At 50.9% G+C, this 24,590-nt stretch carries 19 protein-coding genes; 10 read left to right on the top strand and 9 right to left on the bottom strand.

From position 1 onward, the window contains the following. Positions 1-10: 10 nt before the first annotated feature. On the bottom strand, positions 11-2,521 hold the full coding sequence (locus EG028_RS15725) for a DUF5686 family protein (RefSeq protein WP_120517511.1): 2,511 nt from the start codon (positions 2,519-2,521) through the stop codon (positions 11-13). Between the two features lie 313 nt (positions 2,522-2,834). Between EG028_RS15725 and EG028_RS15720 the strand changes: the two genes are divergently transcribed. Genes EG028_RS15720 through EG028_RS15710 form a run of 3 tightly spaced genes read left to right on the top strand, consistent with a single transcriptional unit; the run spans position 2,835 to position 4,178 of the window. Further along, complete coding sequence (locus EG028_RS15720; protein WP_120517510.1) at positions 2,835-3,473, top strand: hypothetical protein; 639 nt, start codon at positions 2,835-2,837, stop codon at positions 3,471-3,473. 10 nt (positions 3,474-3,483) lie between these two features. Then, a complete protein-coding gene (locus tag EG028_RS15715) occupies positions 3,484-3,786 on the top strand; it encodes a winged helix-turn-helix domain-containing protein (protein ID WP_120517509.1) in 303 nt (100 codons plus the stop codon). A gap of 32 nt (positions 3,787-3,818) precedes the next feature. Further along, positions 3,819-4,178, top strand: coding sequence for a diacylglycerol kinase family protein (locus EG028_RS15710; protein WP_120517508.1), 360 nt, complete (start codon positions 3,819-3,821; stop codon positions 4,176-4,178). Here the strand turns inward: EG028_RS15710 and EG028_RS15705 are convergent, their stop codons facing one another. Further along, the gene (locus EG028_RS15705; RefSeq protein ID WP_120517507.1) at positions 4,179-4,565 is read right to left on the bottom strand and encodes a DUF5071 domain-containing protein; all 387 of its coding nucleotides are present in this window, start codon (positions 4,563-4,565) and stop codon (positions 4,179-4,181) included. A 74-nt stretch (positions 4,566-4,639) separates the two neighbouring features. Next, positions 4,640-8,011 (bottom strand): TolB-like translocation protein, encoded by a 3,372-nt coding sequence (locus tag EG028_RS15700; protein ID WP_241559146.1) that lies wholly within the window; start codon positions 8,009-8,011, stop codon positions 4,640-4,642. Positions 8,012-8,068: 57 nt separating this feature from the next. Between EG028_RS15700 and EG028_RS15695 the strand changes: the two genes are divergently transcribed. After that, positions 8,069-8,731, top strand: a complete 663-nt coding sequence (locus EG028_RS15695) for an MBL fold metallo-hydrolase (RefSeq protein ID WP_120517506.1) — start codon at positions 8,069-8,071, stop codon at positions 8,729-8,731. A gap of 108 nt (positions 8,732-8,839) precedes the next feature. Here EG028_RS15695 and EG028_RS15690 read toward each other — a convergent pair whose 3' ends face one another. After that, positions 8,840-10,333, bottom strand: a complete 1,494-nt coding sequence (locus tag EG028_RS15690) for a lipopolysaccharide biosynthesis protein (RefSeq protein ID WP_120517505.1) — start codon at positions 10,331-10,333, stop codon at positions 8,840-8,842. A gap of 32 nt (positions 10,334-10,365) precedes the next feature. Then, positions 10,366-10,767 (bottom strand): alternative ribosome rescue aminoacyl-tRNA hydrolase ArfB, encoded by a 402-nt coding sequence (arfB, locus tag EG028_RS15685; RefSeq protein ID WP_120517504.1) that lies wholly within the window; start codon positions 10,765-10,767, stop codon positions 10,366-10,368. 42 nt (positions 10,768-10,809) lie between these two features. Between arfB and dtd the strand changes: the two genes are divergently transcribed. The 3 genes from dtd to EG028_RS15670 all read left to right on the top strand — a co-directional run bounded on the left by dtd (position 10,810) and on the right by EG028_RS15670 (position 13,116). Continuing rightward, positions 10,810-11,262, top strand: coding sequence for a D-aminoacyl-tRNA deacylase (gene dtd / locus EG028_RS15680; RefSeq protein WP_120517690.1), 453 nt, complete (start codon positions 10,810-10,812; stop codon positions 11,260-11,262). A gap of 27 nt (positions 11,263-11,289) precedes the next feature. Continuing rightward, the gene (locus EG028_RS15675; protein WP_120517503.1) at positions 11,290-11,616 is read left to right on the top strand and encodes a nucleotide pyrophosphohydrolase; all 327 of its coding nucleotides are present in this window, start codon (positions 11,290-11,292) and stop codon (positions 11,614-11,616) included. Positions 11,617-11,685: 69 nt separating this feature from the next. Continuing rightward, positions 11,686-13,116, top strand: coding sequence for a glycine--tRNA ligase (locus tag EG028_RS15670; protein WP_120517502.1), 1,431 nt, complete (start codon positions 11,686-11,688; stop codon positions 13,114-13,116). A 239-nt stretch (positions 13,117-13,355) separates the two neighbouring features. On the opposite strand, the gene EG028_RS15665 is transcribed toward EG028_RS15670, so the two are convergent. Continuing rightward, positions 13,356-14,081, bottom strand: coding sequence for a ferredoxin--NADP reductase (locus EG028_RS15665; RefSeq protein WP_120517501.1), 726 nt, complete (start codon positions 14,079-14,081; stop codon positions 13,356-13,358). Positions 14,082-14,216: 135 nt separating this feature from the next. On the opposite strand from EG028_RS15665, the gene mfd reads away from it, so the two are divergent. After that, positions 14,217-17,588: a transcription-repair coupling factor gene (mfd, locus tag EG028_RS15660; RefSeq protein WP_120517500.1), complete on the top strand. Its 3,372-nt coding sequence runs from the start codon at positions 14,217-14,219 to the stop codon at positions 17,586-17,588. Positions 17,589-17,731: 143 nt separating this feature from the next. Then, a complete protein-coding gene (locus EG028_RS15655; protein ID WP_120517499.1) occupies positions 17,732-18,454 on the top strand; it encodes an SIMPL domain-containing protein in 723 nt (240 codons plus the stop codon). 210 nt (positions 18,455-18,664) lie between these two features. Here EG028_RS15655 and EG028_RS15650 read toward each other — a convergent pair whose 3' ends face one another. From EG028_RS15650 to EG028_RS15640, 3 genes are all read right to left on the bottom strand, one after another. After that, positions 18,665-19,177 (bottom strand): hypothetical protein, encoded by a 513-nt coding sequence (locus EG028_RS15650; protein WP_120517498.1) that lies wholly within the window; start codon positions 19,175-19,177, stop codon positions 18,665-18,667. A gap of 359 nt (positions 19,178-19,536) precedes the next feature. Continuing rightward, a complete protein-coding gene (gene gyrB / locus EG028_RS15645) occupies positions 19,537-21,516 on the bottom strand; it encodes a DNA topoisomerase (ATP-hydrolyzing) subunit B (RefSeq protein WP_120517497.1) in 1,980 nt (659 codons plus the stop codon). Positions 21,517-21,815: 299 nt separating this feature from the next. Beyond that, positions 21,816-23,486, bottom strand: a complete 1,671-nt coding sequence (locus EG028_RS15640; RefSeq protein ID WP_120517496.1) for an AsmA family protein — start codon at positions 23,484-23,486, stop codon at positions 21,816-21,818. A gap of 115 nt (positions 23,487-23,601) precedes the next feature. Between EG028_RS15640 and EG028_RS15635 the strand changes: the two genes are divergently transcribed. Further along, positions 23,602-24,528, top strand: coding sequence for a helix-turn-helix domain-containing protein (locus EG028_RS15635; protein ID WP_120517495.1), 927 nt, complete (start codon positions 23,602-23,604; stop codon positions 24,526-24,528). Positions 24,529-24,590 lie beyond the last annotated feature (62 nt).

Here is a 24,590-nt window from a genome sequence, read left to right as displayed (position 1 = left end):
TATCCATTGTTTAGAATTGTAACTTGAAGCTGCCGAATATCCCGAATCTCCTTTCGTAGGCCTCGAAAGGCAGGGGTTTCGGCGCTACCCTCCACACAAAATCGACCCTGAGGAACTTGAATATGTTCTCCACACCGGTGCCCAGTTCAATGTAGGGACTACCTTCCAGGGTTTTGAAAGGGTAACCGGCGGTGAGGTTGAGAGATTTGTTCGCCTCGCTGAGTTTACCGATCACGCCTTTGGCGGTCCAGAACTGGCGGAACTTCAGCTTCCGCACACCGGGGATGTAGTTGAATATCCCGCTGCCGATGGTATGTTCGATATTGAAGCCGGCGTATTGATCGCTGATGAACTCGTAACGGTTCATCATGTTGAAGGCGTATTTATTGTAGTAATAAATTTCATTGCCGGGGTGTATTTCCAGCATGGTGTATGGCAAGGCGCCATTGCTGAATATTTTGCCGGCGAAGAAGTTATAGTAGATGTGCCCGAAAGGCGGCGTTTTAACGTAATCGGAAACAGTGAACGATGCTTTATGATAATTGTAATTGCTTTTGAGCACACCTTTCAGGCCCAGGGAATATTTTACTTCCACGATAGGGAATTTGCTGCCGAGGCTGTAGCGGTAGTAATTCCCTTCCAGGAACTCTTCCCGGAATGCATAACGGAGCTTTACAGCTACTTCCATATTGGTGAGCGGGTCCAGGCCATCGCCGTTGTGCGGGAAAAAGGTGCCCGTCGGTAAAGGTGCGAAAGGCATGAATTGTTTGTGCACCACTGAAAGATGATGAGAGAACCCGGAGAAATATTCTTTGTAGAACTCCGCGCGTTTTTCATCGATCAGCATAAACTTCTGCGGTACGCCCGGTTTGCGGATAGCAAGAGAAAAGATGTTGTCAGTGCCTACTTCATCGTAGTAGTTGGCGCCATTGTCCAGGTCGCGGATGAACGAGCCGTATACGTACATGCGCGGGTGGCGTTTCAGCAGCCAGAGTGCGGACATTTTGCCTTTAAAGTGCTGGTCCGTGAAGCCGTATGCCAGGTACCCGTTGAGGTAAAGGTCTTTGGCGAATTTGGGCGTGGTGCCCAGGTCAAGACGTGTTCTGAAACCTTCCAGCCTGTTCTGGGAAAACACGTACCAGTATGGGCCCCATTCCAGCATGCCGAACGGTTTGTAACCTGTCGCCAGGAAGCGGATGGTGTTCGAGTATTTCTGGAACAGGGGCATCTTTTGCAGCGTGTCCACCATTTTGTAGATGGATTGTTCGTTTTTGGTCAGGCCTTCGTGGCGGGTACTGTCCCAGAAGGACTCCGAGCGGAAACGTGCGCTGTCTGTCAGCACGATGTTCTCAGGGTATCTTTTCTCCGTGAAGAGATTGGTAACGGAAGTATCATTCACCATTACTTTTTCGTAAGTGGTGGTTTTGCGGCCGATGAAATCCATGGTCTTGGTTGGTTTCAGGCCAGGCGTCCAGAAATCGACAACGAACTTATCTTTGGCAAGGAACCAGCCGCTGCTGTCCGGGAAGGGTTTATATTCCTGCACCATGCTGATCTTCCGCACGAAGTTGATGTTTGCATCCCCGGGTACGGACATGGTCATCTTCTGGATGGCGTAAGTGGAATCCTGCACCCACATCTCACCGATGAAAGCATTCTCGCCTTTCCTGCGGGGCTGGAAGTTCATCTTGATGAAACGCTGCTGGTTGACATATTGTGTATCCGTGATCCGGTAGGTGTAATACAGCGCGCCGTTGCTGCTGATGGGGCTTGCGAAGCTTTTATCGAATACGGGGATGTTATTGTCGTAGATATTTATGTTCTGGTACATGCCGCCCAGGAACTTGGAGACGCTTTCATTGTCCAGTCCTGAAGTGCGTGATGCCTTGATGATCTCTTTTGTTTTTTTAGGGCTGCGCTGGAAATAATAATCTGAAATACTTTCTGTCAGGAAAACCGGGAGGAAGGGTTTGGTTTCCGAAGTGCTGTCAATATTCTGGAGTATGAAAGAGAACGGTTTGGTAAAACGGTTCCTGGAAAGTTTGGTGGTATTGAGGTTTTTGATATCCAGCTCCAGTTTGTTATAGATCTCATAGCGGTAGTTGCTGAGGCGGTCGTAGTTGTTGTACGGCTTTCGGCGGATGATATGCCGCAGGAGGATAAGGGCAAAGTTTACGTTGGCTTTTACTTCGTGTTGTTTGAGGGAGACATCGCCGCGGGAGATCTCGAAATTGAGTGTCTGCTCTTTGAGGCTTTTGTCCACGAAAAGTACGGTGCGCTGGTATCCCATTACTCTTACCATCAGCGAATCAGAGGGAATGGCAGGCAGTTCGAAAAGAAAGGAACCTTCTGCATCGGTGACCATACCAGTATTGGTGCCTACAAACTGAAGCGTGGCAAAGGGGATCAGTTCCTGGGTATGCGCGTCTTTTACTTTACCGCTGATCTTGTATTGAGCGCTGATGGGTAAGAAGCTGATGATGCAAAAAATTAAAGCTATGGTTCGTTTCCGGCCGGTCATACATGAGGCAAATTAGATATTTTCGCCCTAATAAGGCGAAACAGTGGTTAAATGGGACAGTTTTATAACAATATTTTACGGTTTACCGGGATGTTATGTCCGGATAATGGGAAATGTTGGCATAGTTACCTACTAAAGACGTACGCCGGCTTCAGTACCCCTATAACGTCGGGCGGGGCGATTAGGTTACTACCAGGTTAGTGCGCTTATCTCCGCCACATTTACCATATAAACGTCCCATCTCCTTTTTACTACACAATATCATACCAGTTTTCTCCCTAAAAAACATAACTTTGGTTCACAAAGTGCTTTTATGAACGAGCAACAACACCTCGATTCCCTACATGATATCAAGCGCATTATGGAGCGCTCCACCCGCTTTATGTCACTCAGCGGCCTTGGCGGCGTAGGTGCGGGTATCAGCGCGCTCATCGGCGCTTATTTTGCCTGGAACCTCCTGGATGGAAAAGTGCTTCCCAACCGGGGCGGGGGAATTATATCTTACAGCGGCGACAGCGTGCTCACGTTCCAGCTGTTCCTGATCGCGGGCGCGGTACTGGTCGCCGCTTTGGGCACCGGCTTTTATTTCACCTGGCGCAAAGCCCAGGCCCAGGGCCTGCGTGTCTGGGACGCCTCCGCCCGTAAAGTGATCATAAATCTTGCCATCCCGCTGTTTGCAGGAGGGCTTTTTATACTCGGCCTGTTATACAACGGCTACCCGGGCCTGGTAGCCCCGGCCTGCCTCGTGTTTTACGGCCTGGGACTGGTAAACGCCAGTAAATATACTGTTACGGACATACGATACCTGGGGTATGTGGAAGTGGCGCTTGGTATACTGGCATTGTTTAACCTCTACAACGGCCTGCTCTTCTGGGCACTTGGCTTCGGGGTCATGCATATTTTCTACGGCGCCCTGATGTGGTGGAAGTACGAAAGAAACCCCACCGCTTAAAATTGATGGCATGAATCCGATCGGTAACCTGAACAAAGTATTTGAAAGCCGCATCCGACTGGGCGTCATGAGCGTGCTCATGGTGAACGTGAACGAAGAAGTAAGCTTCAATGATCTCAAAGAACTGCTGGAAGTAACGGATGGCAACCTGGCCTCCCACCTTTCCACGCTGGAGGAGAATGCCTATATTAAAGTGCACAAGGGATTCATCGGGCGCAAAACGAATACGACCTATTCCATCACCAAAGCCGGCGAAAAAGCCTTCAAAGGCCACCTCGCCGCATTGGAAGCCATGATAAAATTTAACCAATAAGGTTCCCGCATTTTTTCACCCAAACACGGCTTATGTCTGCTCAAAAGCGTTTCTTCGGTATACGCCACGCGGTGAACGGCCTCGGCCTGTTCCTGCGCAGCGAATCAAATGGGCGCATGCATGCCATTGCCACCGTGCTGGTAATAGCACTGGCCGCCTGGCTCCGGTGCACCGCTATAGAATGGGCGCTGCTGGCTATCGTAACCGGCATGGTCTGGCTCGCGGAAATGCTCAATACCGCTATCGAAAAGATCATGGATTATGTACAGCCGGAGATTCACCCGCAGGTGAAATGGATCAAGGATGTAGCCGCGGGTGCGGTGCTGGCAGCAACTATAACGGCCATAGCCGTGGGAGGGTTTGTGTTTGTGCCAAAGCTGCTGGCGCTTTGATCAGGCTGAAAATCGCTCCAGGATTTCTTTTGCAGCCTCGTCTATCTCTTCACGTTTATCTCCTTCCGTAGGGTCACCGGCAATTCGTTTTATCTCCTGCAACAGATCGGGCCCGATATGGGTTTCGTCTGCGTAGTCTATTAAAGAGTATAGGATCCAATACTTCCACATCCCATCATTTCCTCTCAAAATTTCTATAATGTGCTCCTGGATGCTATCCACATGTGGTAATAATATATCACGAGCCTCTATGCCCACCGGCCAGTTCATATCCTGGAGCCAGGTTAACAACTCTCCCGCATAAGGATAAATATCCTCCCATGCCATCGTCCTTAAAACTTCAGTGGCTTCGTGATCGTCTTTAGCTTTCGGTATAAAATTTTTCATAGATATCTCTTTTAAACAAAAGAGACTGCCCTAATCGGAACAGCCTCTTTTTTTATTGGCAGCAAAATAATTAATTAAAAGTCAACACCCATTGCAAGGGTCAGCTGCGGTTTGCCTCTGAAGAAACCCGTCATCGGCCAGCCGGCATCCGTCCTTAAGAAATAACCCAGCAAAGTCGTTCTCGCGCCAAAACCATAACCGCCTACAAATGGCCCGAGGAAACCTTCCTTGATCCTCACCACGATCCCTTCGGGGTTGGTGTAGGTAGTGTAATTGGCGTCTTTGAAAGACAACTTCTGGTTCCAGGCCGTACCAATGTCCATAAAGGCCATCAGCTGGAAATTGCGCAGGAACGCGGAATTGATGGGTTTGTCCATGAGCGTGGTGAGCACGGGGAAACGAAGCTCCGTATTCATCAGCATCACGTTGTTACCGTTCTTGATATTCTGTTTGTAACCACGCATGTTCACCGCGAGGGTCTGGTACGCGTAGTTTTCATTCGGGTTCGGAACGTTATTGCGGTAGATATCCGGCGTCAGCAGCCAGTTGTCCACGCCGCCGAGGAAGTAGATCAGCTTGCGCGTGCCCCATGAAAGGTCCGCCGCAAAACGGGTGGCCCATATGAAGTTGCGGTGTATCTCCACGTAATGCCGCGCGTCTATGCCCATGTTGTACGTGAACTTGCCCTTGGGCGTCACTTCATTAAAGAGCGTATTCCTGTTGCTCTTTATCTGTGACATGAGGTCCGCGTAGATCTTGTACCGCGTGCCTTTATAAATATTGATGGCGGGGTTCAGCACGTTGTCGTGCACGTATTCCAACCTGGCGAGTACATTGGTCTCTTTATAATTCTGCTCTTTGAGCGAGATCTCGTCGTTGGCAAGCACCACCATTTCATCCGTACGCAGGCCGGCAAAGAGGCGGAGGCTGCGCACCACATCGAAAGGATAACGTACTTCCAGCTGGTAGATGTTCGTCCTGTTTTTGATCGGGTAGATGTACTCCGCCCCGGATGTATCGCGGTAACCCACTTCGCCCTTGTCCACCTTACGGTAGTAGCTGAACTTATAGTCAAAGCGTTTTTTCAGGTATGCAAAAGAGAACAGGTACTCCGTACCATCCAGCGCAAGCGGGATACGGAAGGCACCACTGAACTTATAGTCCTCCATGAGGTCGCTGATACCGATGCGCACGAGGCCGTTCACCGGGTCTGTAAGGCGGATGGGGGAGCTCGGGGGCCCCATGTACGGCTGGTAACGGTTCATCAGCACCGAGTTATCCAGCTGGGCTACCAGGTAGTCCGAGGAGAATTTGAGTTTATAATTGCTCAGCCTGGCTGTTTTCAGCACCGGTGGTTCCTTGGGCGCGGTGGCGATCAGTTCTGCCGGGGCGGAAGTATCCGCGGGTTCGTTGCCAAACTCGTTCTGGAAGAAGTTATTCTGTTTGGTAGCCGTGTCTTTCTGGTATACGCTGGGCAGGCCCAGTTTCAGGCTGTCTTCCCGCATCTGCGCCAACCGGTAACGGGTAGGCCTTGCAGTTACGTTGCGCCTGCGCAGGGTATTGGTATCCACCTTCAGTTTGTACAGGCGTTTGTAATCGCCCACCTGTACTACTTCAGACACCATGCCCTGGTCTCCCGCGATCCTGGATTCCTTGATACCGTATTGATAGTTGGTCACCGGGAACACGTAAGTGGAATCGTTTGTAATGGCCACGGCCTGCACGGAGTCCGGCGCGGTAGAGCCGTATTCGGCAAGGGCGGAATCCAGTTCTTCCTTGTCAGGATTGTGCAGTATCTCCGCGCCTACGAAAAACAACGAATCCACACCCGCCCTTTCGCTTTTGAAGAAACCGGCGTAACGGTTGTTGATACCGTTCGCATCGCTTACGAAGGTGAAGTGGGTGGTGTTGTATTGAACGGGCAGACGGGCATTGCCATAAGCAAGGTTCGTGAGCTGGGATATCTGTTTTTCGGAAGATTTGTTCCAGTTGTCTATCAGGAAGATGTTGTAGTTGTTGTGCGGCAGCACAGTGTCCGAATTCCGGGCTTTGGCGCCGGGACGGTTAGAGGCGTAAATGATGCCGCTTTTGCCGGGGAAGGCCACAAAGGACGGGTCCAGGTCATCGTACACGTCGTTCGTGATCTGATCGGTTTTGCCGTTGCTGATGCTGTAGGTGAAGATGTCCGTATGACCGTTTTTCACGGCGGACAGCAGCAGGGAGTTATCGAACTCGAAGAAGTATTTCATGTCTATCACCCTGTCAAACTGCGGGAGGTCCTGCCTGATGGTGATCTTGGTCACCAGGTCGTAGATCATCAGTTTGGTTTTCCCTTCATGTTCGTACACGATGGCCAGGCGGTTGCCTTTCTGGTTCCATGCCAGCAGGGGATAGTTCGGGTCCAGTTTGGAGCTGAGTTGTTTTACGCCGCTTTTCAGCAGCACTTTGGTGGTGCTCCAGCCCAGGTTGATCTTTACTTTATAAAGGCCCTTGGTGTATTCCACCACCGCGTACATGCTGTTTTTGGGATTGGCCTGGTAACGGTAGTAGTCCCTTTTGCCAATTTCGTTGGAGATAACGCCGGTGCCGCGGGTTACCTGCCGGCGGCGACGGTTGTCTTCCTGGTACCGTTTGGTAGTGTACATCATGAAATCCTTCATGGCGTCTTTGGGTTTCATGTGCAGCACCTGCTCAAAGCCTTTTTTGAGGCCGCGGTTGATGCGGGTGATGTACATGAGGTAAGGAACGGCGTCTTTACCATATTTGCTTTCCACATAATACCAGAAAGCCTGGCCGGCCAGCAGGGGTTTGTCAAAAGCCAGCTGGTTGAAAGTGGTGTATTTGCCGGAAGCCATCACGGCTTTCAGTTCTTCGTCCAGTTTGGCGCTCCAGTTTTCGGCGGCGTAGGAAATAAAGCCGTCGGTGAACCAGTTCGGGAAGTCGATCAGTACGGCATTGCCCGCAAATTCCCCGATATCTTCCCCGAAAAGCAGGGTTTCCAGCATCACGCGGGCGATGCCCTGGCGGATCTGGCGGCGGAGGTTGGCATGGTCACCGTCGAAGTATACGAGCAGCTTATTACCTACCAGTTTGGTAATGCCGCCGGTATTCTGCCAGTCTATCCCTATGCCTATATTGGATTGTTTGAATTCGCCGAAGTTGTTGTATACTACAATATTTACTTTCTGCCTGAAGGTGTATTCCATGAATTCCTCCAGCTGCGGCAGTTCCCTTTCCGCGGCCTGCGCCACATACTTTCCGAGCTCAAGGCCGTTCTGGGCGAAATAGGTATTAAAATGGCGGGTGGTGTAAAAGCGCCATTTGAAGTTTTTGAACTGAACCCTGTTTTGACCGAATTCTACAGTATTCGTCTGTGCCTGAACGTGAAACGTACCAATCGATAGGAAAAGGAAATAAAAGAATGACCTGGTAATAAATCGGTTCATACGGAAAGTATTGATAATATTGTGTTGCGAATTAAAATTAGTAAAAAAGGTCTAACAATGTTCGAAATCAGATATTTCACGGTGAATCCCTTCCAGGAAAACACGTACGTACTTATTAACGAACAAAAGCAGTGTATCATTATAGACCCGGGCTTTTATTATCAAAATGAACGGGAGGAATTCCTTCAGTTTATACGGGAAAACGGGTTGACCGTTGCCCGGCTGCTGAATACCCACTGTCACCTGGACCACATCTTCAGTAACGCGCTGGTCGTAAAAACGTTCGGTGTGGGTATGGAAATGCACCAGAAAGACCAGGTGGTGCTGGACCGTTCGCCTCAGAGCGCCTCCATGTACAACCTGCCTATGGAGCCTTCGCCGATGCCCAAAAGCTACCTGGAGGAAGGGGACAAAGTGGTGCTGGGAGAGGATGAGCTGGAGGTGATACTCACCCCGGGCCATTCCCCGGGCAGCATTTCATTCTACTGCGCCAAACAGCAATTCGTGATCGCGGGAGATGTGCTTTTTAAACAAAGTGTGGGCCGCTCGGACTTCCCCGGAGGTAATTTTGAAACACTCGCCAGGAGCATCCGCCAGAAACTATACAAACTGCCGGACGATACGATCGTATACCCGGGCCATGGCCCTTCCACTACCATAGGGTTTGAAAAGCGCCATAATCCCTTCGTTCCGGAGGATCCTACGGCCGATTTTGCATAAATAAACACCGGGTTAGTCACCATTTTTCCCTGGAAACGGGCAACGGCCACTGCCGGTCTATCCCGGCAGGCCATCCGTTCAACCGGGCTTACGTAACTTTTCGTAGGCTCAGACTTTCCTGCGCCCCAGCAGGCTGGCCACTTCGGCCCGCTCCATAAAGAGTATAACGGCCAGGTATATACCCATGCCCAGCAGCCCGGTGACCTGCAAAGTCCAGAAGCCCGGATCCAGGGTGCGTATCCAGGCATGGCCCGCATAGATCAGCGCCGCCAGCCCCAGGTAAAACAGGATACGTTTCACATCATAGGGCACCGGGTAATATTTCTGTCCCAGGAGGTAAGACACCGTCATCATAAAGGCATAACAGATAAAAGTGGCCCAGGAAGAGCCGGTGTAGCTGAACTGCGGTATCCACCAGATGTTCAGCCCCACGGTGATCAGCGCGCCGGCCAGGGTGATCCAGGCGCCGGTCATATTGCGGTTGGTGAGTTTATACCAGATGGTAAGATTGTAATAAATGCCCAGGAACACCGTGGCCATGGCGAGCACCGGCACAATGTGCATGCCTTCGGCGTACCGTTTGTCCGGCCCCTGTGTAATAAGCAGTATCCAGAAATCCAGGAAAAGGGACACTACCAGGAACACAGCCCCCAGCAACATCACGAAAAACTTCATCACCCGGGCATACGTATGCTGGGCGTCTTCATTTTTGCTCTGGTTGAAAAAGAACGGCTCCGCGCCCATCCTGAAGGCCTGGATGAACACCGTGATCAGCACCGCCAGCTTATAATTTGCGCCGAAAATACCCAGCTGGCTGTCCGTGATTTCTTTCGGGAAGGGATATACTCTCGGGAAAATAGCCCTGCTCAGCATCTCGTTCACCATCCCTCCCAGGCCCACGATGATGAGGGGCATGCTGTAGCGGATCACTTCTTCCCAGAGGGTTTTGTCGAACATCCAGCGGAAAGACACGAATTCCCTGGAGATATATACCAGCCCGAGGAAGCCGGCCAGCAGGTTGGATAGCATATAATATTCCACGCCCGCGGCGGGGTTATACCAGCTCATCCAGCTATAACCGGCAGTATGCAGCCTGGGGCAGATAGTGAGGAAGAAAATGGTAAACAATATTTGGGTGGTGATCGTCAGTATTTTGACCAGCGCATATTTGCGGGGTCTCCCTTCCTGCCGCAGTTTGGCGAAAGGGACCACTACCAGGGTGTCAAAAAAGAGGATGCCGGCCGCCAGCATGATCAGGTCGCCGCGGCCCGGGAGGTTCAGCATCTGTGCAACAGTCCCGGAACCCAGCATCAGCAATGCGGTGAATATGCAACTGGAAACGATCAGTGAAATGCTGAGGGTGTTAAACAGCCGTGTTTTGTCCGTGTTTTGGGCAAACCGGAAATAACTGGTTTCGATCCCATAGGTAAAAATGACGTTCATGAAAGGGATGAAAGCGTACACCTGGGTAACGACCCCGAACTGTTCAGTCAGAAAAACGCTGGTGAGGAACAGCTGCAGCACAAACCCGAGCATCCGCTGCGCGATGGTCGGTAATCCATACCAGATAGTCTGACCGGCCAGTTTCTTAATATTTCCCAATGCAATGAATTTGTTCCAAAAATAGTTGTTCCTTATTCGTTTCCAAAGTTATTCCGCCGGTTGTTCTTTTTGTCGCTGAGGCGTTTTTTGAACTGTATCCGTTTTTCGATCATCGCTTTGGTAGGCTTTACCTTGATGCGTTTCTTCGGCACAATGAGCGCCTTCGCCAACAGTTCGTTCATTTTGCGGATCACTTCTCCTTTGTTGCCCAGCTGGCTGCGTTCCGTCTGGCTTTTCACCTGCAGCAGCCCTTCGGCATTGAGTTTGTCCGCCAGTTTGGTGAGCAGCCGGGCCTTCTGATCTTCCGTCAGCAACGCGGATGCCGCGATATCAAAATACCCTTCCACCATGGTTTCCACCTTGTTCACATTTTGCCCGCCTTTGCCGCCACTACGGGCAGTCTTGAATTTTATTTCCGATGATACGTCCGGCATATAGCAATGCTTATCTTTAAGCACAAATGTAAGACGAATAATATGAGGGCAGTAATTCAACGCGTAACCCAGGCTTCCGTCACCATCGAAGGCGAAATCAGATCCGCCATAGACAGCGGCCTGCTGGTATTATTAGGCATTGAGGACACGGACGGGCCGGAAGACATCGCCTGGCTCAGCGGCAAGATCGTGAACCTGCGCATCTTCAACGACGAGGCCGGAGTGATGAACAAAAGCGTACTGGACACCGGGGGCGGCATCCTGCTGGTCAGCCAGTTCACCCTGCACGCCTCCACCAAAAAAGGCAACCGCCCGTCCTACATCAGGGCCAGCAAGCCGGACACCGCCATACCCTTATATGAACAGATGAAAACGCAACTGGAAAAAGATCTCGGCAAACCCATCGGCACGGGCGAGTTTGGCGCGGATATGAAAGTCGCGCTGCTGAACGACGGCCCCGTCACCATCATTATTGACACGAAGAACCGCGAGTAACTTTATCTTTATAAAAACAAACCGAACATGACCATCCAAGAAGCCCAGGAACGGGTAGACCAATGGATCAACACCACCGGTGTCCGTTATTTTTCAGAGCTCACCAATATGGCTATACTCACGGAAGAAGTGGGGGAAGTGGCCCGGATCATTTCCCGGCAATACGGGGACCAGTCCTTTAAGGAATCCGATCGCAAAAAAGAACTGGCGGACGAGCTGGCGGACGTACTCTGGGTACTGCTGTGCCTGGCCAATCAAACCGGGATAAACCTGGATACGGCCCTGGAAAAGAACTTCGATAAAAAGAATATCAGGGACGCAAGCCGTCATAAGGACAATGAAAAGCTCAGGTAATCATTTCATTGGAAATGTCATATTAATATAATACGTTGTTTCGAAATTCGATTTTATATTTGCGCGACTATGGCAACAGATCAGAATAAGTTCCAGGCGATCATTTCGCACTGTAAAGAATACGGTTTTATCTTTCAATCCAGCGAGATATACGACGGGTTGAGCGCGGTATATGACTATGGCCAGTACGGCGCTGAACTGAAGAAAAACATCCGCGATTACTGGTGGAAAAGCATGACGCAGATGCATGAAAATATCGTGGGTATCGATTCCGCGATCTTTATGCACCCTACTATCTGGAAGGCGTCCGGCCACGTGGACAATTTCAGCGATCCTATGATCGACAACAAGGACAGCAAAAAACGTTACCGCGTGGATCACCTGATCGAAGCCTATGCGGATACGCTGCCCGAAGCGGAGAAAGATGCCGTGATCGCCGGCATGGAAGCTTTTCTGAAAGAAAATGATTACGCGGGACTGAAACAATTCATCGAAGATAAAAAGATCGTTTGCGGCGTAAGCGGCACGGCCAACTGGACGGAGATCCGCCAGTTCAACCTGATGTTCTCCACCCAGCTGGGGAGCGTAGCCGAAGACGCCAGCGAAATATACCTCCGCCCCGAAACCGCGCAGGGCATTTTTGTAAACTTCCTGAACGTACAGAAGACGGGCAGGATGAAAATTCCCTTTGGTATCGCACAGGTGGGTAAAGCTTTCAGGAACGAGATCGTAGCACGCCAGTTCGTGTTCCGCATGCGCGAATTCGAGCAGATGGAAATGCAGTTTTTCGTACGCCCCGGCACCCAGCAGGAGTGGTATGCATACTGGAAAGAAGAGCGTATGAAATGGCATAAAAGCCTCGGCCTGAAACCGGAGCACCTGCAATACCACGACCACGCCAAACTGGCCCACTATGCCGATGCAGCGGTGGACATTGAATATAGTTTCCCGATCGGTTTCAAAGAAGTGGAAGGCATCCACTCCCGCACGGATTTCGACCTGAGCCAGCACCAGAAATTCTCCGGCAAAAAGATGCAGTACTTCGATCCGGAGATCAACCAGAACTACATCCCGTATGTGGTGGAAACCTCCATCGGCCTGGACCGCTGCTGCCTGATGGTGCTCAGCGAGTCCTACGAAGAGCAGGACCTGAGCACGCCTGAAAAAGAGGATAGCCGCGTGGTACTGAAGTTCCCGCCGAAACTGGCGCCGATCAAACTGGCGATCCTTCCTTTAACCAAAAAGGATGGCCTGCCTGAGATCGCAAAAGAACTGATGGCCGATTGCAAGAAAAATTTCTACTGCTACTACGAGGAAAAAGACAGCATCGGTAGACGTTACCGCCGCCAGGATGCGATCGGTACGCCTTTCTGCGTAACCATCGATCACCAGACAAAAGAAGACGGCACCGTTACCGTACGCCACCGCGACAGCATGGAGCAGGAGCGTATCCCGCTGGCAAGCGTGAAGGAAATGGTGATGAAATCCATGATGGATTAATCTGACTGAACATAAAAAAATAGGGCTGGCCTAGAAGGTCAGCCCTTAAAAAAATCGTCATTGCGAGGAGCAGCGGAGCTAAGGCGCGTGGAGCGACGAAGCAATCTCCTGTGGTGAACTGATATACCCAATATTGAAAGATTGCTTCGTCGCGCCTCCTGCACAAAATCCCCGCTGCTCCTCGCAATGACGCCCTTTTCTGGCCAACATTGGCTTACCGTTAAATTTAAAGACACAGACTACCCATACAACTCCAAATGAATATCATGCCGGTCGTACCCCATCGCCGTGATCTTCTGCTTCGCTTCGTCTATCATCGCTTTCCAGCCGCAAAGGAAAAAGTTGGCCGGCCTGCGGTCCGCCAGCAGCTCTTCGTACACGGAATGCACGTAACCCTTACGGCCCGTCCAGGAAGGATGGTCTTCGCGGGAAAGGGTGGGGAGGTAGTGGAACCCGGGCATTTCAGCTTCCAGTTTCCGCATTTCTTCCTTGTACAGCATATCCTTCTCGTACCGTACCCCGAAAATGAGGTAGATATTGGGATGGGGCAGCTGGTGAAGATGAAGGTGGTGCACCATGGAGCGGAAAGGAGCGATGCCCGTACCGGTGCAGACGAGGAACAGGTCCTTTTCCATAGGCTCCGGCAGGGTGAACTTGCCCAGGGGTCCCTGCAACAGCAGCTCGCTCCCCTCGCGGATCTCGTTAAAAAGGTAAGTGGTGCCCGCGCCGCCTTCCAGCAGCACGATCACCAGTTCGATCTCCGGGGAACCGTTGGGATGGCTCGCGATGGAATAACTCCGCCATCGTTTGTTTTTCTTTTCGTGGATCGGGAGGTCCAGGGTTACAAACTGGCCCGGTTTAAACTCAAAAGCGGCCTTTTCAGGGATGCGGATCCAGTACCTCCTCGTATTATGCGTCTCATTCACAATCTTCGTTACCACGCCTGTATACCATTGTTCGGACATGTATGAAGGATTTATGTAAATTGAATTGAACTTTTATCAGACGTTGACCTCCAATTAAATTACGCAAAAAATTAACAATAACCGAAACGGACAGGAAATAGCATCTGTCCAAAATGCCTTATCTTTGCCATCTTCATGAATTTGCAGGGTGTTTTACAGTTATATGAGCGCGATCCCCGCCTGAAATCACTGGCGGACGGGATCATATTGCCCAGACCCGGCTATTTTCACCTCACAGGCCTTACCGGCAGCGCCGCGGCCTTTGTCGCTTCCGCCACCTGGAACGCCACAGACCTGAACCACCTCTTCATCCTGAACGACAAGGAAGAGGCCGCCTACTTTCACAACGACCTTGAACAGCTTACCCAGGCACTGGATATCTTCTATTTCCCGGATTCCTTCAAAAAGACCGGGCAGTTCCAGGAATACAACAGCAGTCACAGCATGCTGCGCACCGAAGCGCTCATGAAACTCACCGGCGGCAACGTGCACAAAAAAGTGCTCGTCACCTACCCGGAAGCCCTTTACGAAAAAGTAGCCGGCAACACCGCTTACAACGCCAATATGGTGAACGTAAAAGTGGGCGAAAACCTCAGGGTGGACGCCCTGCTGGAAAAACTGGTGGGCTGGGGATTTGAGCACTCGGACTTTGTATACGGCCCCGGCCAGTACGCCGTACGCGGCGGCATCCTGGACATCTACTCCTTCGGCAACGAAAAACCTTACCGCATGGAGCTGTTCGGCGATGAAGTGGATTCCATCCGCCTCTTCGACCCGGAAACCCAGCTCAGCGAGCGCAAGCTCATGCAGGTGACGCTCATCGCCAATATGGACACCCGGGCTGTTACACACCAGAAAATGAGCCTGCCGGACTTTCTGCCGGAAAACACCGTCGTATGGGTCAAAGATCCGGCTTACGTACAAGGTGTGATAGGGCAGATGGAAGAACGCCTGGCGGACTGGTTGCAGACCGGCAACAAGGTGCGTGTGAACGAAGATGAAGACATGCAGCTCACCGGCGAGGATTTTGAAACCGCCGAAACGCTGATGCGGCAACTGCTGAAACGCTCATGTGTGGTGTTCGGCCCGCATTTTAATTTTGACAGCGTACCCGCGGGCGTACAGGAAATCGCTTACCATACTGCTGAACAGCCGGTGTTCAACCGCCAGTTCGACCTGCTCATAAAAGACCTCGGCAAACACAACGCCACCAAATCCTCCATCTTCATCTTCGCCGAAAACCCGCGCCAGCTGGAACGCCTGCGCAGCATCTTCGAAGACCTGAAGGCGGACCTGCCCTTCCACCCGATACCCGTCGCCATCAGCACGGGGTTTATCGATAACGATCTGAAAGTGGTGTGTTATACGGACCACCAGATCTTCCAGCGTTATCACAAATACAAGGTGAAGCAGGCCTATAATAAAAACAAAGCGATCACCCTCAAAACGCTGAAGGAACTGCAACCCGGCGATTACGTGACGCACATCGATCATGGTGTGGGTGTGTACAGTGGCCTGCAGAAGATAGAATCCGGCGGCAAGATGCAGGAAGCCATCCGTATCATTTACAAAAACAACGACTTGTTGTATGTGAACATCAACTCACTGCACAAGATCAGCAAATACACCGGCAAAGAAGGCGTAGCGCCGAAAGTGAACAAACTCGGCAGCGATGCCTGGGAGAAACTGAAGGAAAAAGCGAAGACCGAAGTAAAGGACATCGCCAAAGACCTGATCAAACTTTACGCCGCGCGTAAAGCCCAGCAAGGCTTTTCGCATACGCCGGACACATACCTGCAAACAGAACTGGAAGCCTCTTTTATATACGAAGACACGCCCGACCAAAGCAAAGCCACCGCGGACGTGAAGCGCGATATGGAATCCGCTTCGCCCATGGACAGGCTGGTATGCGGCGATGTTGGGTTTGGTAAAACCGAAGTAGCCGTGCGCGCCGCGTTCAAGACTGTGGTGGACGGCAAACAGGCCGCTATACTGGTACCTACCACCATCCTCGCTTTCCAGCACTACAAAACATTTTCAGACCGGTTGAAAGATTTCCCCTGTACAGTGGACTACATCAACCGTTTCAAATCCGCGAAAGAAAAGAAAGAAACACTCAAACGCCTGGAAGAAGGAAAGGTGGACATCATCATCGGCACGCATGCGCTGCTGGGAAAAGAAGTGAAGTTCAAAGACCTTGGCGTGATGGTGATAGACGAAGAACAGAAGTTTGGCGTAACCGCGAAAGAAAAGCTGAAGACGCTGAAAGTGAACGTGGATACCCTCACACTAACGGCCACGCCTATCCCGAGAACATTGCAGTTCTCCCTCATGGGCGCCCGCGACCTTTCCGTGATCAATACGCCGCCGCCAAACCGCCAGCCGATCGAAACAGAAGTGCTGGTGTTCGACAAAGACCAGATCCGTGATGCGATCTATTACGAAACAGAGCGTGGCGGCCAGGTATATTTTATTCATAACCGCATTAACGGCCTGCGGGAAATGGCCGGCCTTATACAGGAGCTGTGCCCGGACCTGAGCATTGCCACCGCGCATGGCCAGCTGGAAGGGCATAAGCTGGAAGAAGTGATCATGGACTTCATCGACCGCAAGTATGACGTGCTGGTATGTACCAATATCGTGGAAAGCGGTGTGGATATTTCCAATGCGAACACCATTATTATCAACAACGCCCATCACTTCGGCCTGAGCGATCTGCACCAGTTGCGCGGAAGGGTAGGGCGCAGCAATAAAAAAGCGTTCTGTTACCTGCTGGCGCCGCCTATGAGCACGCTGCCGGCGGACAGCCGCAAACGCCTCTCCACACTGGAACAGCACAGCGAGCTGGGCAGCGGTTTCCAGATAGCCATGCGCGATCTGGACATCCGTGGCGCGGGTAACCTGCTGGGCGGCGAGCAAAGCGGTTTCATCACAGAGATCGGTTTTGACATGTACCAAAAGATACTGGACGAAGCCATCCGTGAGCTGAAACAAACCGACTTCAAAGACCTGTTCAAAGAACAGCTGGAAGAGAAGAAGGACTTCATCAACGACTGTACGATAGACACCGACCTGGAAATACTCATCCCCGATTCCTACGTGGAAAGCATCCAGGAAAGACTCAACCTCTACCAGGAGCTGGACAATATCACCAAAGAAGACAAACTCCAGGAATTCATCACCGGCCTGGAAGACCGCTTCGGCCCCGTTCCCGAGCCTGTAGCGGACCTGTTTACGATGATCCGGAGCCGTTGGATGGCGATAGAGCTGGGCTTTGAAAAGATGATCCTGAAAGATGAAACGCTGCGCTGTTATTTTATCAACAACCCGGACAGCCCGTATTTCGAATCGCCCACGTTCCAGCATATCCTGCATTATATTCAAACGCGTACCAATAACGCACGCCTCAAACAGATAGGTAAAAACTTCATGCTGATCGTAGACCGCATCAAGAACATGAACGATCTCCACAGTTTCCTCCGCAAAATGACGGATGCACGCAGTTAGTCAATTGTAACATATCTTTGCCCCGAACGTTACACCCTCATTATTAACCTGACTAAAAACACAAAAAAAAGTTAAAGCCTGCAAGGGCATATGGAAACCTGATATTCCCCTGCATCCTGACTGTGAATTTAAAACTGAAAGCAATGAAAAGATTAACCGTATTATTAATGGCACTCACTATGACAGCTACATCCTTCGCCCAGACTACCGAAACCAAACCCCCGGTTAAAAAGATCGAAGTGAACGGTTCCGCGGAGATCGAGATCACGCCCGATGAGATCTGGCTGAACATCACCCTGCGCGAATACATGAAAAACAAAACGCAGAAAGTAGCGATCACCACACTGGAATCACAGTTGCAGAAAGCTGTGGAAGCTGCTGGCATAGCCAAAGAAAACTTCACCATCGAGAACGTATTTGGTTATAACTACGACCAGTGGTGGAAAAAGAAAAAAACAGCCGAAGACTTCATGGCGCGTAAACAATACCGCCTCAAGCTGAACAGGCTGGATAAGATCAACGGCATCCTTGCGGCTGTAGATGAAGAAGGTATCGAAAGCGTGAACATCGCTTCTTTCTCCAGCAGCAAAATGGAAGAGTACCGCAAACAGGTAAAAATAAACGCACTGAAAGCTGCGAAAGCCAAAGCTGAATACCTGTTGTCCGCCATCGATGAAAAAATCGGCAACGTGATCGAGATCCAGGAATTTAACACGGACCAGTACAGCGACGTGCGCCCGGAAATGGCAAACATGAGAGCATACAAAGCGTCTGCTGATATGGCTGGCGGCGCTCCGGATTCCAACATCGATTTCAAAACGATCAAAGTACGTGCGGAGATCAAGGCCGTGTTCGGTATCAAATAAGATAATACTGATAAAAAGGAAAAAGGGCTTCCAGTCGTCACTGGTAGCCCTTTTTCTTTGTCTTGTCTGGTTGAGTCACATGCGCCGGAAGACGGATGACTTGTTCTACTGTCGTTTAAAACTGTCTTTCATTTCTATTTTGCTACTTGATGCCTCGGCATCAAATCAGGTAAGTTGGGATAAATAGGACATGGTATATTAAAAGCTCCTTTAGTATAATTTCAGCACCGTTACATCGAATTTGCCTTCGGTAATGGTTTTCTTTTTGGTCTCGTCCACATCATGGATCATAACGCCGGAGAAAGTGCCTTTTGCGGCCTTTTCGCTCACGGATTCAATGATGATGCTGGAAGATGCGCCCAGGGTAAGATCGTCCGCCGCATAACTTTCCGCGGAACCCAGGGTTTTCATCCATCCGAGGGAGTTAAAACCGTTCAGATCCAGGGCGTATGTGCCGGGTTTCAGTTGTTTGTTAGGGAAAAGGATGTTTACTGTTACCAGTTGATTGTCATTGGTCATACCGCTTACCACCAGCATGGCGTTGGAGGCTGTGTCGTGAAGGCTGCCGGTCAGCTGTTTGGTGATCGTCAGTTCCTGCCCGTCCAGCTTCAGGGTGAGATACCCTTCGCTTTTGTTATCCTTGAACGGATCTTTCTTTTCGCACGCGGTGAAGCATAAGCCGGCAATCAGGCCGATAGCCGGGAGGAAATATCTGGTTTTCATAGGTACGTTATTACTGTCGGTATAGGTTATGATCTGCGTGCAATATATAACAACTTTACAGATTATAAAAATATTTTATAAATAAAATCTTAATTAATGTAGCGGTAATAGTGGGAAAAAGACAAATAAACCTGTTCTAACTGCCCTGTAACCGGGCTAAAACCATGGTCTGACCTGCCTTGAACCTACGTAAAACTTACCTCACATAGTGTTGTAAAAGCGGAGTAAAAGCGTTCTAACCCCGTTGGAAGGGTGCCAGGAAGGAGATAAAACAGGGAGAAGGAGATGGGAAGGATGGCTGAAAATATATAACAAAGAAGGCCGGAACATGTTCCGGCCTTCTTTCAATATTTAAATACTTATGCGTCGATCTTAGCGTATTTCGCGTGAGACTCAATGAATTCCCTGCGCGGAGGTACTTCATCGCCCATCAGCATGGTAAAGACACGGTCGGCTTCAAATGCGCTGTCGATCGTTACCTGTTTCAGGGTACGAACGTCCGGGTTCATGGTCGTATCCCAGAGCTGCTCGGCGTTCATCTCACCCAGACCTTTATAACGCTGGATGGTTACGCTGTCTTCCTTGCCCGCGCCGGCCAGTTTGGTTACGGCCGCTTTGCGCTGGTCATCTGTCCAGGCATAAATATGGTCTTTACCTTTTTTCACCTGGTACAGCGGCGGTTGCGCGAGGTATACATACCCCTGCTCTACCATTTCTTTCATGTAACGGAACACGAAAGTGAGGATCAGTGTGGCAATGTGGCTACCGTCCACGTCGGCATCCGTCATGATGATCAGCTTATGATAGCGCAACTTGCTGAGGTTCAGGGCTTTTTCGTCTTCCGGTGTGCCAATGGTCACGCCAAGGGCGGTAAATATATTCTTGATCTCTTCGTTCTCGTAGATCTTGTGCTCCAGGGCTTTCTCCACGTTCAGGATCTTACCGCGCAGCGGCAGGATGGCCTGGTAGTTACGGTTACGGCCCTGTTTGGCGGTACCACCCGCCGAGTCTCCTTCGACAAGGTACAGTTCGCATTTGGTGGGATCGTTGTCCGAGCAATCCGCGAGTTTACCGGGGAGGCCGCTGCCGGTCATCACGCTCTTGCGCTGAACCATCTGGCGCGCCTTGCGGGCTGCTTCACGCGCCTGGGCTGCCAGCACCACTTTGTTGATGATGATTTTGGCTTCGCGGGGATTTTCTTCCAGGTAATCGTTCAGTACATTGGCCACGGCGCTGTCCACGATACCCATTACGTCTGAGTTACCCAGCTTGGTTTTGGTCTGGCCTTCAAACTGCGGCTCGGGAACTTTTACGCTCACGATACAGCTGAGACCTTCACGGAAGTCATCTCCCGTTACCTCCACCTTCGATTTCTCAAACATCTTGTTCTTATCGCCATAGGATTTGAACACGCGGGTGATAGCCCTGCGGAAGCCGGCCACGTGGGTACCGCCTTCGATGGTATTGATATTATTAACGTAGGAAAAAATGTGCTCGTTGAAAGAATCGTTGTAGAGGATAGCCACTTCCACAGCCACATTGGAAGCTGCGTCATGCGTTTCTACATAGATGGGGCGGGGCACCAGTGAGTTGCGGCGGCCGTTTTTGTCCATCAGCTCCACGAATTCGATGATACCGCCTTCGCTGTAAAATACTTCGCTGAAAGAGTTGCCGTTTTCGTCCTTCTCGCGCTCGTCTGTGAGCGTGATGCGGATCTTCCTGTTCAGGAAGGCCAGTTCACGGAGACGGCCTGCAAGGGTTTCCCGGTTGTAAGTGGTTTCGGTGAAGATGGTGGCGTCTGGCTTGAAGTGTGTGATAGTGCCGGTGAGGTCGCTGTCTCCGATCTCGCGCACGCTGTACTGGGGATGGCCCATTTTATACTCCTGCTCAAAGATCTTGCCTTCGCGGTGAACCGTTACATGTAAAGGATCGCTGAGGGCGTTCACGCAACTCACCCCCACACCGTGCAAACCGCCGGATACCTTGTAAGTGTTCTTGTCGAATTTACCACCAGCGTGCAGTACGGTCATTACTACTTCCAGAGCGGAACGTTTTTCTTTGGCGTGAATGCCGGTAGGAATACCACGGCCATCGTCTTTCACACGGATGGAATTGTCTTCCAGGATCGTTACCTCGATGTTTTTGCAATATCCGGCGAGCGCTTCGTCGATAGAGTTATCGACTACTTCATATACGAGGTGGTGTAAACCTTTAAACCCGATATCGCCAATATACATGGCAGGACGTTTACGCACCGCTTCCAACCCTTCTAATACCTGAATACTACCCGCATCATAACCGTTGCTGGGGGTAGTTGTTTGCACTAGTTCTTCACTCATATTTTTAGCTGAAAATCTATTTTTAACAAATTGGTAGACAATCCAGCAAATGTACGCAAAATCAGCCTAATTTCCATGAAAAAAAGGCCTTATTTAAGGGGTGTGGACAGGTTGTGAATTGCGGAATTGCCGCAGGGTTATATATGGAGAATATTTATGCTTTATATATGATCGTTTGTGCCGGGAGCCGGCCGGATTATTCCCCCAAAATCCCCTCCCGCTGCCCGCTTTTTTGCATGGCTGAAACGGTCCGTTTACCCGGGCCTTTTGCGCCGGTCCGGTAGCCGGTAGCGTCTCCTTTACATCAGTCCCGAAGCCGCGTCCGTCAGCACCGTTTCTTTGATGCCGGTGAAAATAGTCTTCCACACCAGGTTAAAGAACGATTTTTTGGGGTCGCGGGTAAACCGGGGCTTCGCAATCCGCACCGGCCTGTCCGGCGTGGGGTTTTCGTTGTGCAGCGCCATCAGGTTGGCAATAAAACTGACCAGCCCCTTTTTCCGCTTCTTTCCTTTATTATCCTTCATGTCCTTGAGGAAATCGATCTTGAGATCGTCGTACAGGAGTTTCAGCGTGCCGGAGCAGTATTTTTCATTGCCCCGGAATTCAAAATCCATCTCGTGGATATTGACCGATCGGATGGACACTTCGCCGAGCGGCTTCGTGGCGGGGTTCATTTCCCGGCCGTCCATATCCCGGAGCTGGCCGGACACGCCAAAGGCGCCGGACTTGTCGCCGAGTATAAAATCAAAACGTGCCTTCAGTTTGCCGGTCCGCATCAGTATGGCATGAAGGTCTACCGTACAGTGATTGTTGGCTTTCACCAGTGAATCCTGGTTGGTAATATGCGTGAAGGTGCCGCCTGCCTGGTGGAACTCGATCTTGCCGGTCTCACCGGTCTGGGGGCTGAGTTCGGAATAGGTGATGTGAATGCCCTGGGCTTTGAGTGTGTCTATGGTTAAAGGTAATTGCAGCTTGTCCAGCAGCTGGTTCGGGAAGCCGCCATATTTATCTCCCGGCGGATAGGGAAGGTTCCGGTTCCGGTAAGCGTGCAGCTCGCCGCCGTCTATACTGGCTTTTTTGATGAAAAAGGCCTGCTGTAACAGGTCTTCCAGCCTGATGCCTTCTCCTTTTATATGATTGAGCGTCAGCTCGAAGCGGTCATTCTGTGTTACGATCTTTTTGTCAAAATCCGCTTTGTTATAACGGGGCTCCAGCTCCAGGCTTTCCACTTCCAGTGCCCTTTCCACGGCATTGTAGCTGATATTCTTCACATGCAGCCAGTACAGGCTGTCCGGCGTGCGGTAATCCCATTTCTGGAGGGTAATGTCAAAGTTCTGCGCATAAAGCACGCGGTTAAGATCTTTTTCAGTGAGGGAGTCGATCTGCAGATCGCGCAGCTGTACGTCGAGGTTTTCCAGCTTCGTGATCTTCCGGCTGCTGTCCTCCCTGATCTGTATGTAGGACAGCCGGGTGTTGGACAGGTCTATCCGCCCGATGCTGAAGTTGTGTATCTGTTCGTTTATGGAGGCGTAGAAGCTCCGTTTGGGCGTGGTATCGCGGCTGCGGAGGTCCTGTACGATGGTGATCTCGGGGTCTGTAAGCGTAAACGCGCCTGCATCCACCTCCTTGCCGATGAAGTACCGCCAGATCTTAAGCCCGGAAACCCTTACCCGGCGCGCATTGGTGTTGTAGATCACCTGCGGCGCCCGCTGTTCCGCCACAAGACGGGCGTATACCACGCTGTCCGGCAGCAGGGCCACATTTTCTATGCCCACGCTGCCCGTGAGCAGGTTGAGGCTGATCTTGCCATAGGCCAGGGTGTAGAGGCTGTCTGAGCCTTCGCTCACGTACCGCCGCAGTTCCTTGTCCATTAAGCCTTTCCAGTGAATGCTCAGGTACCACCCGGTACCCAGTACCACCGCGGCGAGAATAGCCGCTACCGTTAGTATGATCTTCCAGAACTTCTTCATGTGTTGTTACTGTTGCTAAAGTTATACCAATTCCCCTGTACCGGCCGGGATTTGTAACAGCTTTGTCAAACTGTAAGAATTATAACTACGATTCGTTAATTTTGTGTCGCAACATATGAAGGAAGTACAGGAAATACTAGCACTCGCCATCCCGCAGCCCGCCATGGGCGACCAACTGCAGCTTGCTGAGGCCGATAACGTATCGGTTCCTGACTGTCTGGATTATTCCCTTCAACGTTTCGTTTACGAGCGCCCGTTACCTGTGGAAGATGTGGCAATGGTGGTGTACCAGCCCGCAAAACGGGGAAAAAGTGCGGCTATCGAGCTACGGTACTGTGTAGCGGGAAACAAATACTGTCAGAAAACCAATTGTACGGACAAGGTGTGTATGGAAGGCCATAAACATGAGGATTGCAACACCAAGCTGCCTTCCGTGGATATGATCACCGTACGTTTCCAGCCTGCCTTTATACAATCCCTCCAGAAAGGGAACACTTCTTTTTCTCTTTTCGAGCTTCAATCCAAAAAACCTTTTGTAAAGACCATCCAGCCCTGCACCAAAAGCAAAGCGGTACTGGAGCAGATGGTACACCATAATTACGAAGGGATACTGAAAAATATCTTCCTGCAAAGCAAAGCCCTGGAGCTTTTGCTGTTCAGCTCGGACCAGTTCATCCAGAATGACACGGACGAGCGCTACGGTTGCCGCTTCCTGACGCACCTGGAAGACCGCGAGAAGATCGAAAAGGCGCGCAGCATCCTGCTGGAGCAGCTGGACGCGCCCATCACGATCCGCGACCTGGCGAGAAGGGTGGCCATGAACGAATGTTACCTCAAAAAAGGCTTCAAAGCCGTATTCGGTACCACCATTTACGATTATTTCCAGAAAGAAAGAATGGAAAAGGCCAAAGGCCTGTTGTATGAAAGAGGCTTGTCCGTTTCGGAGGTAGCCATCATGATGGGATACTCCTGCATTTCCCATTTCTCCACCGCATTCAAAAAACATACGGGCCTGAAACCGTGTGAGTTACTGCTGCGTTAAGCGGTTTTTCCTTTTACGATCATTACTTTTCCCGATTTGATAACGCGCTCACCGCGGATTGT

This window comes from Chitinophaga barathri (assembly GCF_003807585.1).
GTDB classification, from domain to species: Bacteria; Bacteroidota; Bacteroidia; order Chitinophagales; family Chitinophagaceae; genus Chitinophaga; species Chitinophaga barathri.
This window is presented reverse-complemented; position numbering and strand designations above follow the sequence as displayed.

What these genes read in the sequence shown, in the direction of transcription:
- dtd (WP_120517690.1), top strand. Translation starts at nt 10,810, where the DNA reads ATGAGGGCAGTAATTCAACGCGTAACCCAGGCTTCCGTCACCATCGAA.
- EG028_RS15670 (WP_120517502.1), top strand. Translation starts at nt 11,686, where the DNA reads ATGGCAACAGATCAGAATAAGTTCCAGGCGATCATTTCGCACTGTAAA.
- EG028_RS15695 (WP_120517506.1), top strand. Translation starts at nt 8,069, where the DNA reads ATGTTCGAAATCAGATATTTCACGGTGAATCCCTTCCAGGAAAACACG.
- gyrB (WP_120517497.1), bottom strand. Translation starts at nt 21,516, where the DNA reads ATGAGTGAAGAACTAGTGCAAACAACTACCCCCAGCAACGGTTATGAT.
- EG028_RS15720 (WP_120517510.1), top strand. Translation starts at nt 2,835, where the DNA reads ATGAACGAGCAACAACACCTCGATTCCCTACATGATATCAAGCGCATT.
- EG028_RS15715 (WP_120517509.1), top strand. Translation starts at nt 3,484, where the DNA reads ATGAATCCGATCGGTAACCTGAACAAAGTATTTGAAAGCCGCATCCGA.
- EG028_RS15700 (WP_241559146.1), bottom strand. Translation starts at nt 8,011, where the DNA reads ATGAACCGATTTATTACCAGGTCATTCTTTTATTTCCTTTTCCTATCG.
- EG028_RS15655 (WP_120517499.1), top strand. Translation starts at nt 17,732, where the DNA reads ATGAAAAGATTAACCGTATTATTAATGGCACTCACTATGACAGCTACA.
- EG028_RS15665 (WP_120517501.1), bottom strand. Translation starts at nt 14,081, where the DNA reads ATGTCCGAACAATGGTATACAGGCGTGGTAACGAAGATTGTGAATGAG.
- EG028_RS15705 (WP_120517507.1), bottom strand. Translation starts at nt 4,565, where the DNA reads ATGAAAAATTTTATACCGAAAGCTAAAGACGATCACGAAGCCACTGAA.
- EG028_RS15710 (WP_120517508.1), top strand. Translation starts at nt 3,819, where the DNA reads ATGTCTGCTCAAAAGCGTTTCTTCGGTATACGCCACGCGGTGAACGGC.
- EG028_RS15675 (WP_120517503.1), top strand. Translation starts at nt 11,290, where the DNA reads ATGACCATCCAAGAAGCCCAGGAACGGGTAGACCAATGGATCAACACC.
- EG028_RS15650 (WP_120517498.1), bottom strand. Translation starts at nt 19,177, where the DNA reads ATGAAAACCAGATATTTCCTCCCGGCTATCGGCCTGATTGCCGGCTTA.
- mfd (WP_120517500.1), top strand. Translation starts at nt 14,217, where the DNA reads ATGAATTTGCAGGGTGTTTTACAGTTATATGAGCGCGATCCCCGCCTG.
- EG028_RS15635 (WP_120517495.1), top strand. Translation starts at nt 23,602, where the DNA reads ATGAAGGAAGTACAGGAAATACTAGCACTCGCCATCCCGCAGCCCGCC.
- EG028_RS15640 (WP_120517496.1), bottom strand. Translation starts at nt 23,486, where the DNA reads ATGAAGAAGTTCTGGAAGATCATACTAACGGTAGCGGCTATTCTCGCC.
- EG028_RS15725 (WP_120517511.1), bottom strand. Translation starts at nt 2,521, where the DNA reads ATGACCGGCCGGAAACGAACCATAGCTTTAATTTTTTGCATCATCAGC.
- arfB (WP_120517504.1), bottom strand. Translation starts at nt 10,767, where the DNA reads ATGCCGGACGTATCATCGGAAATAAAATTCAAGACTGCCCGTAGTGGC.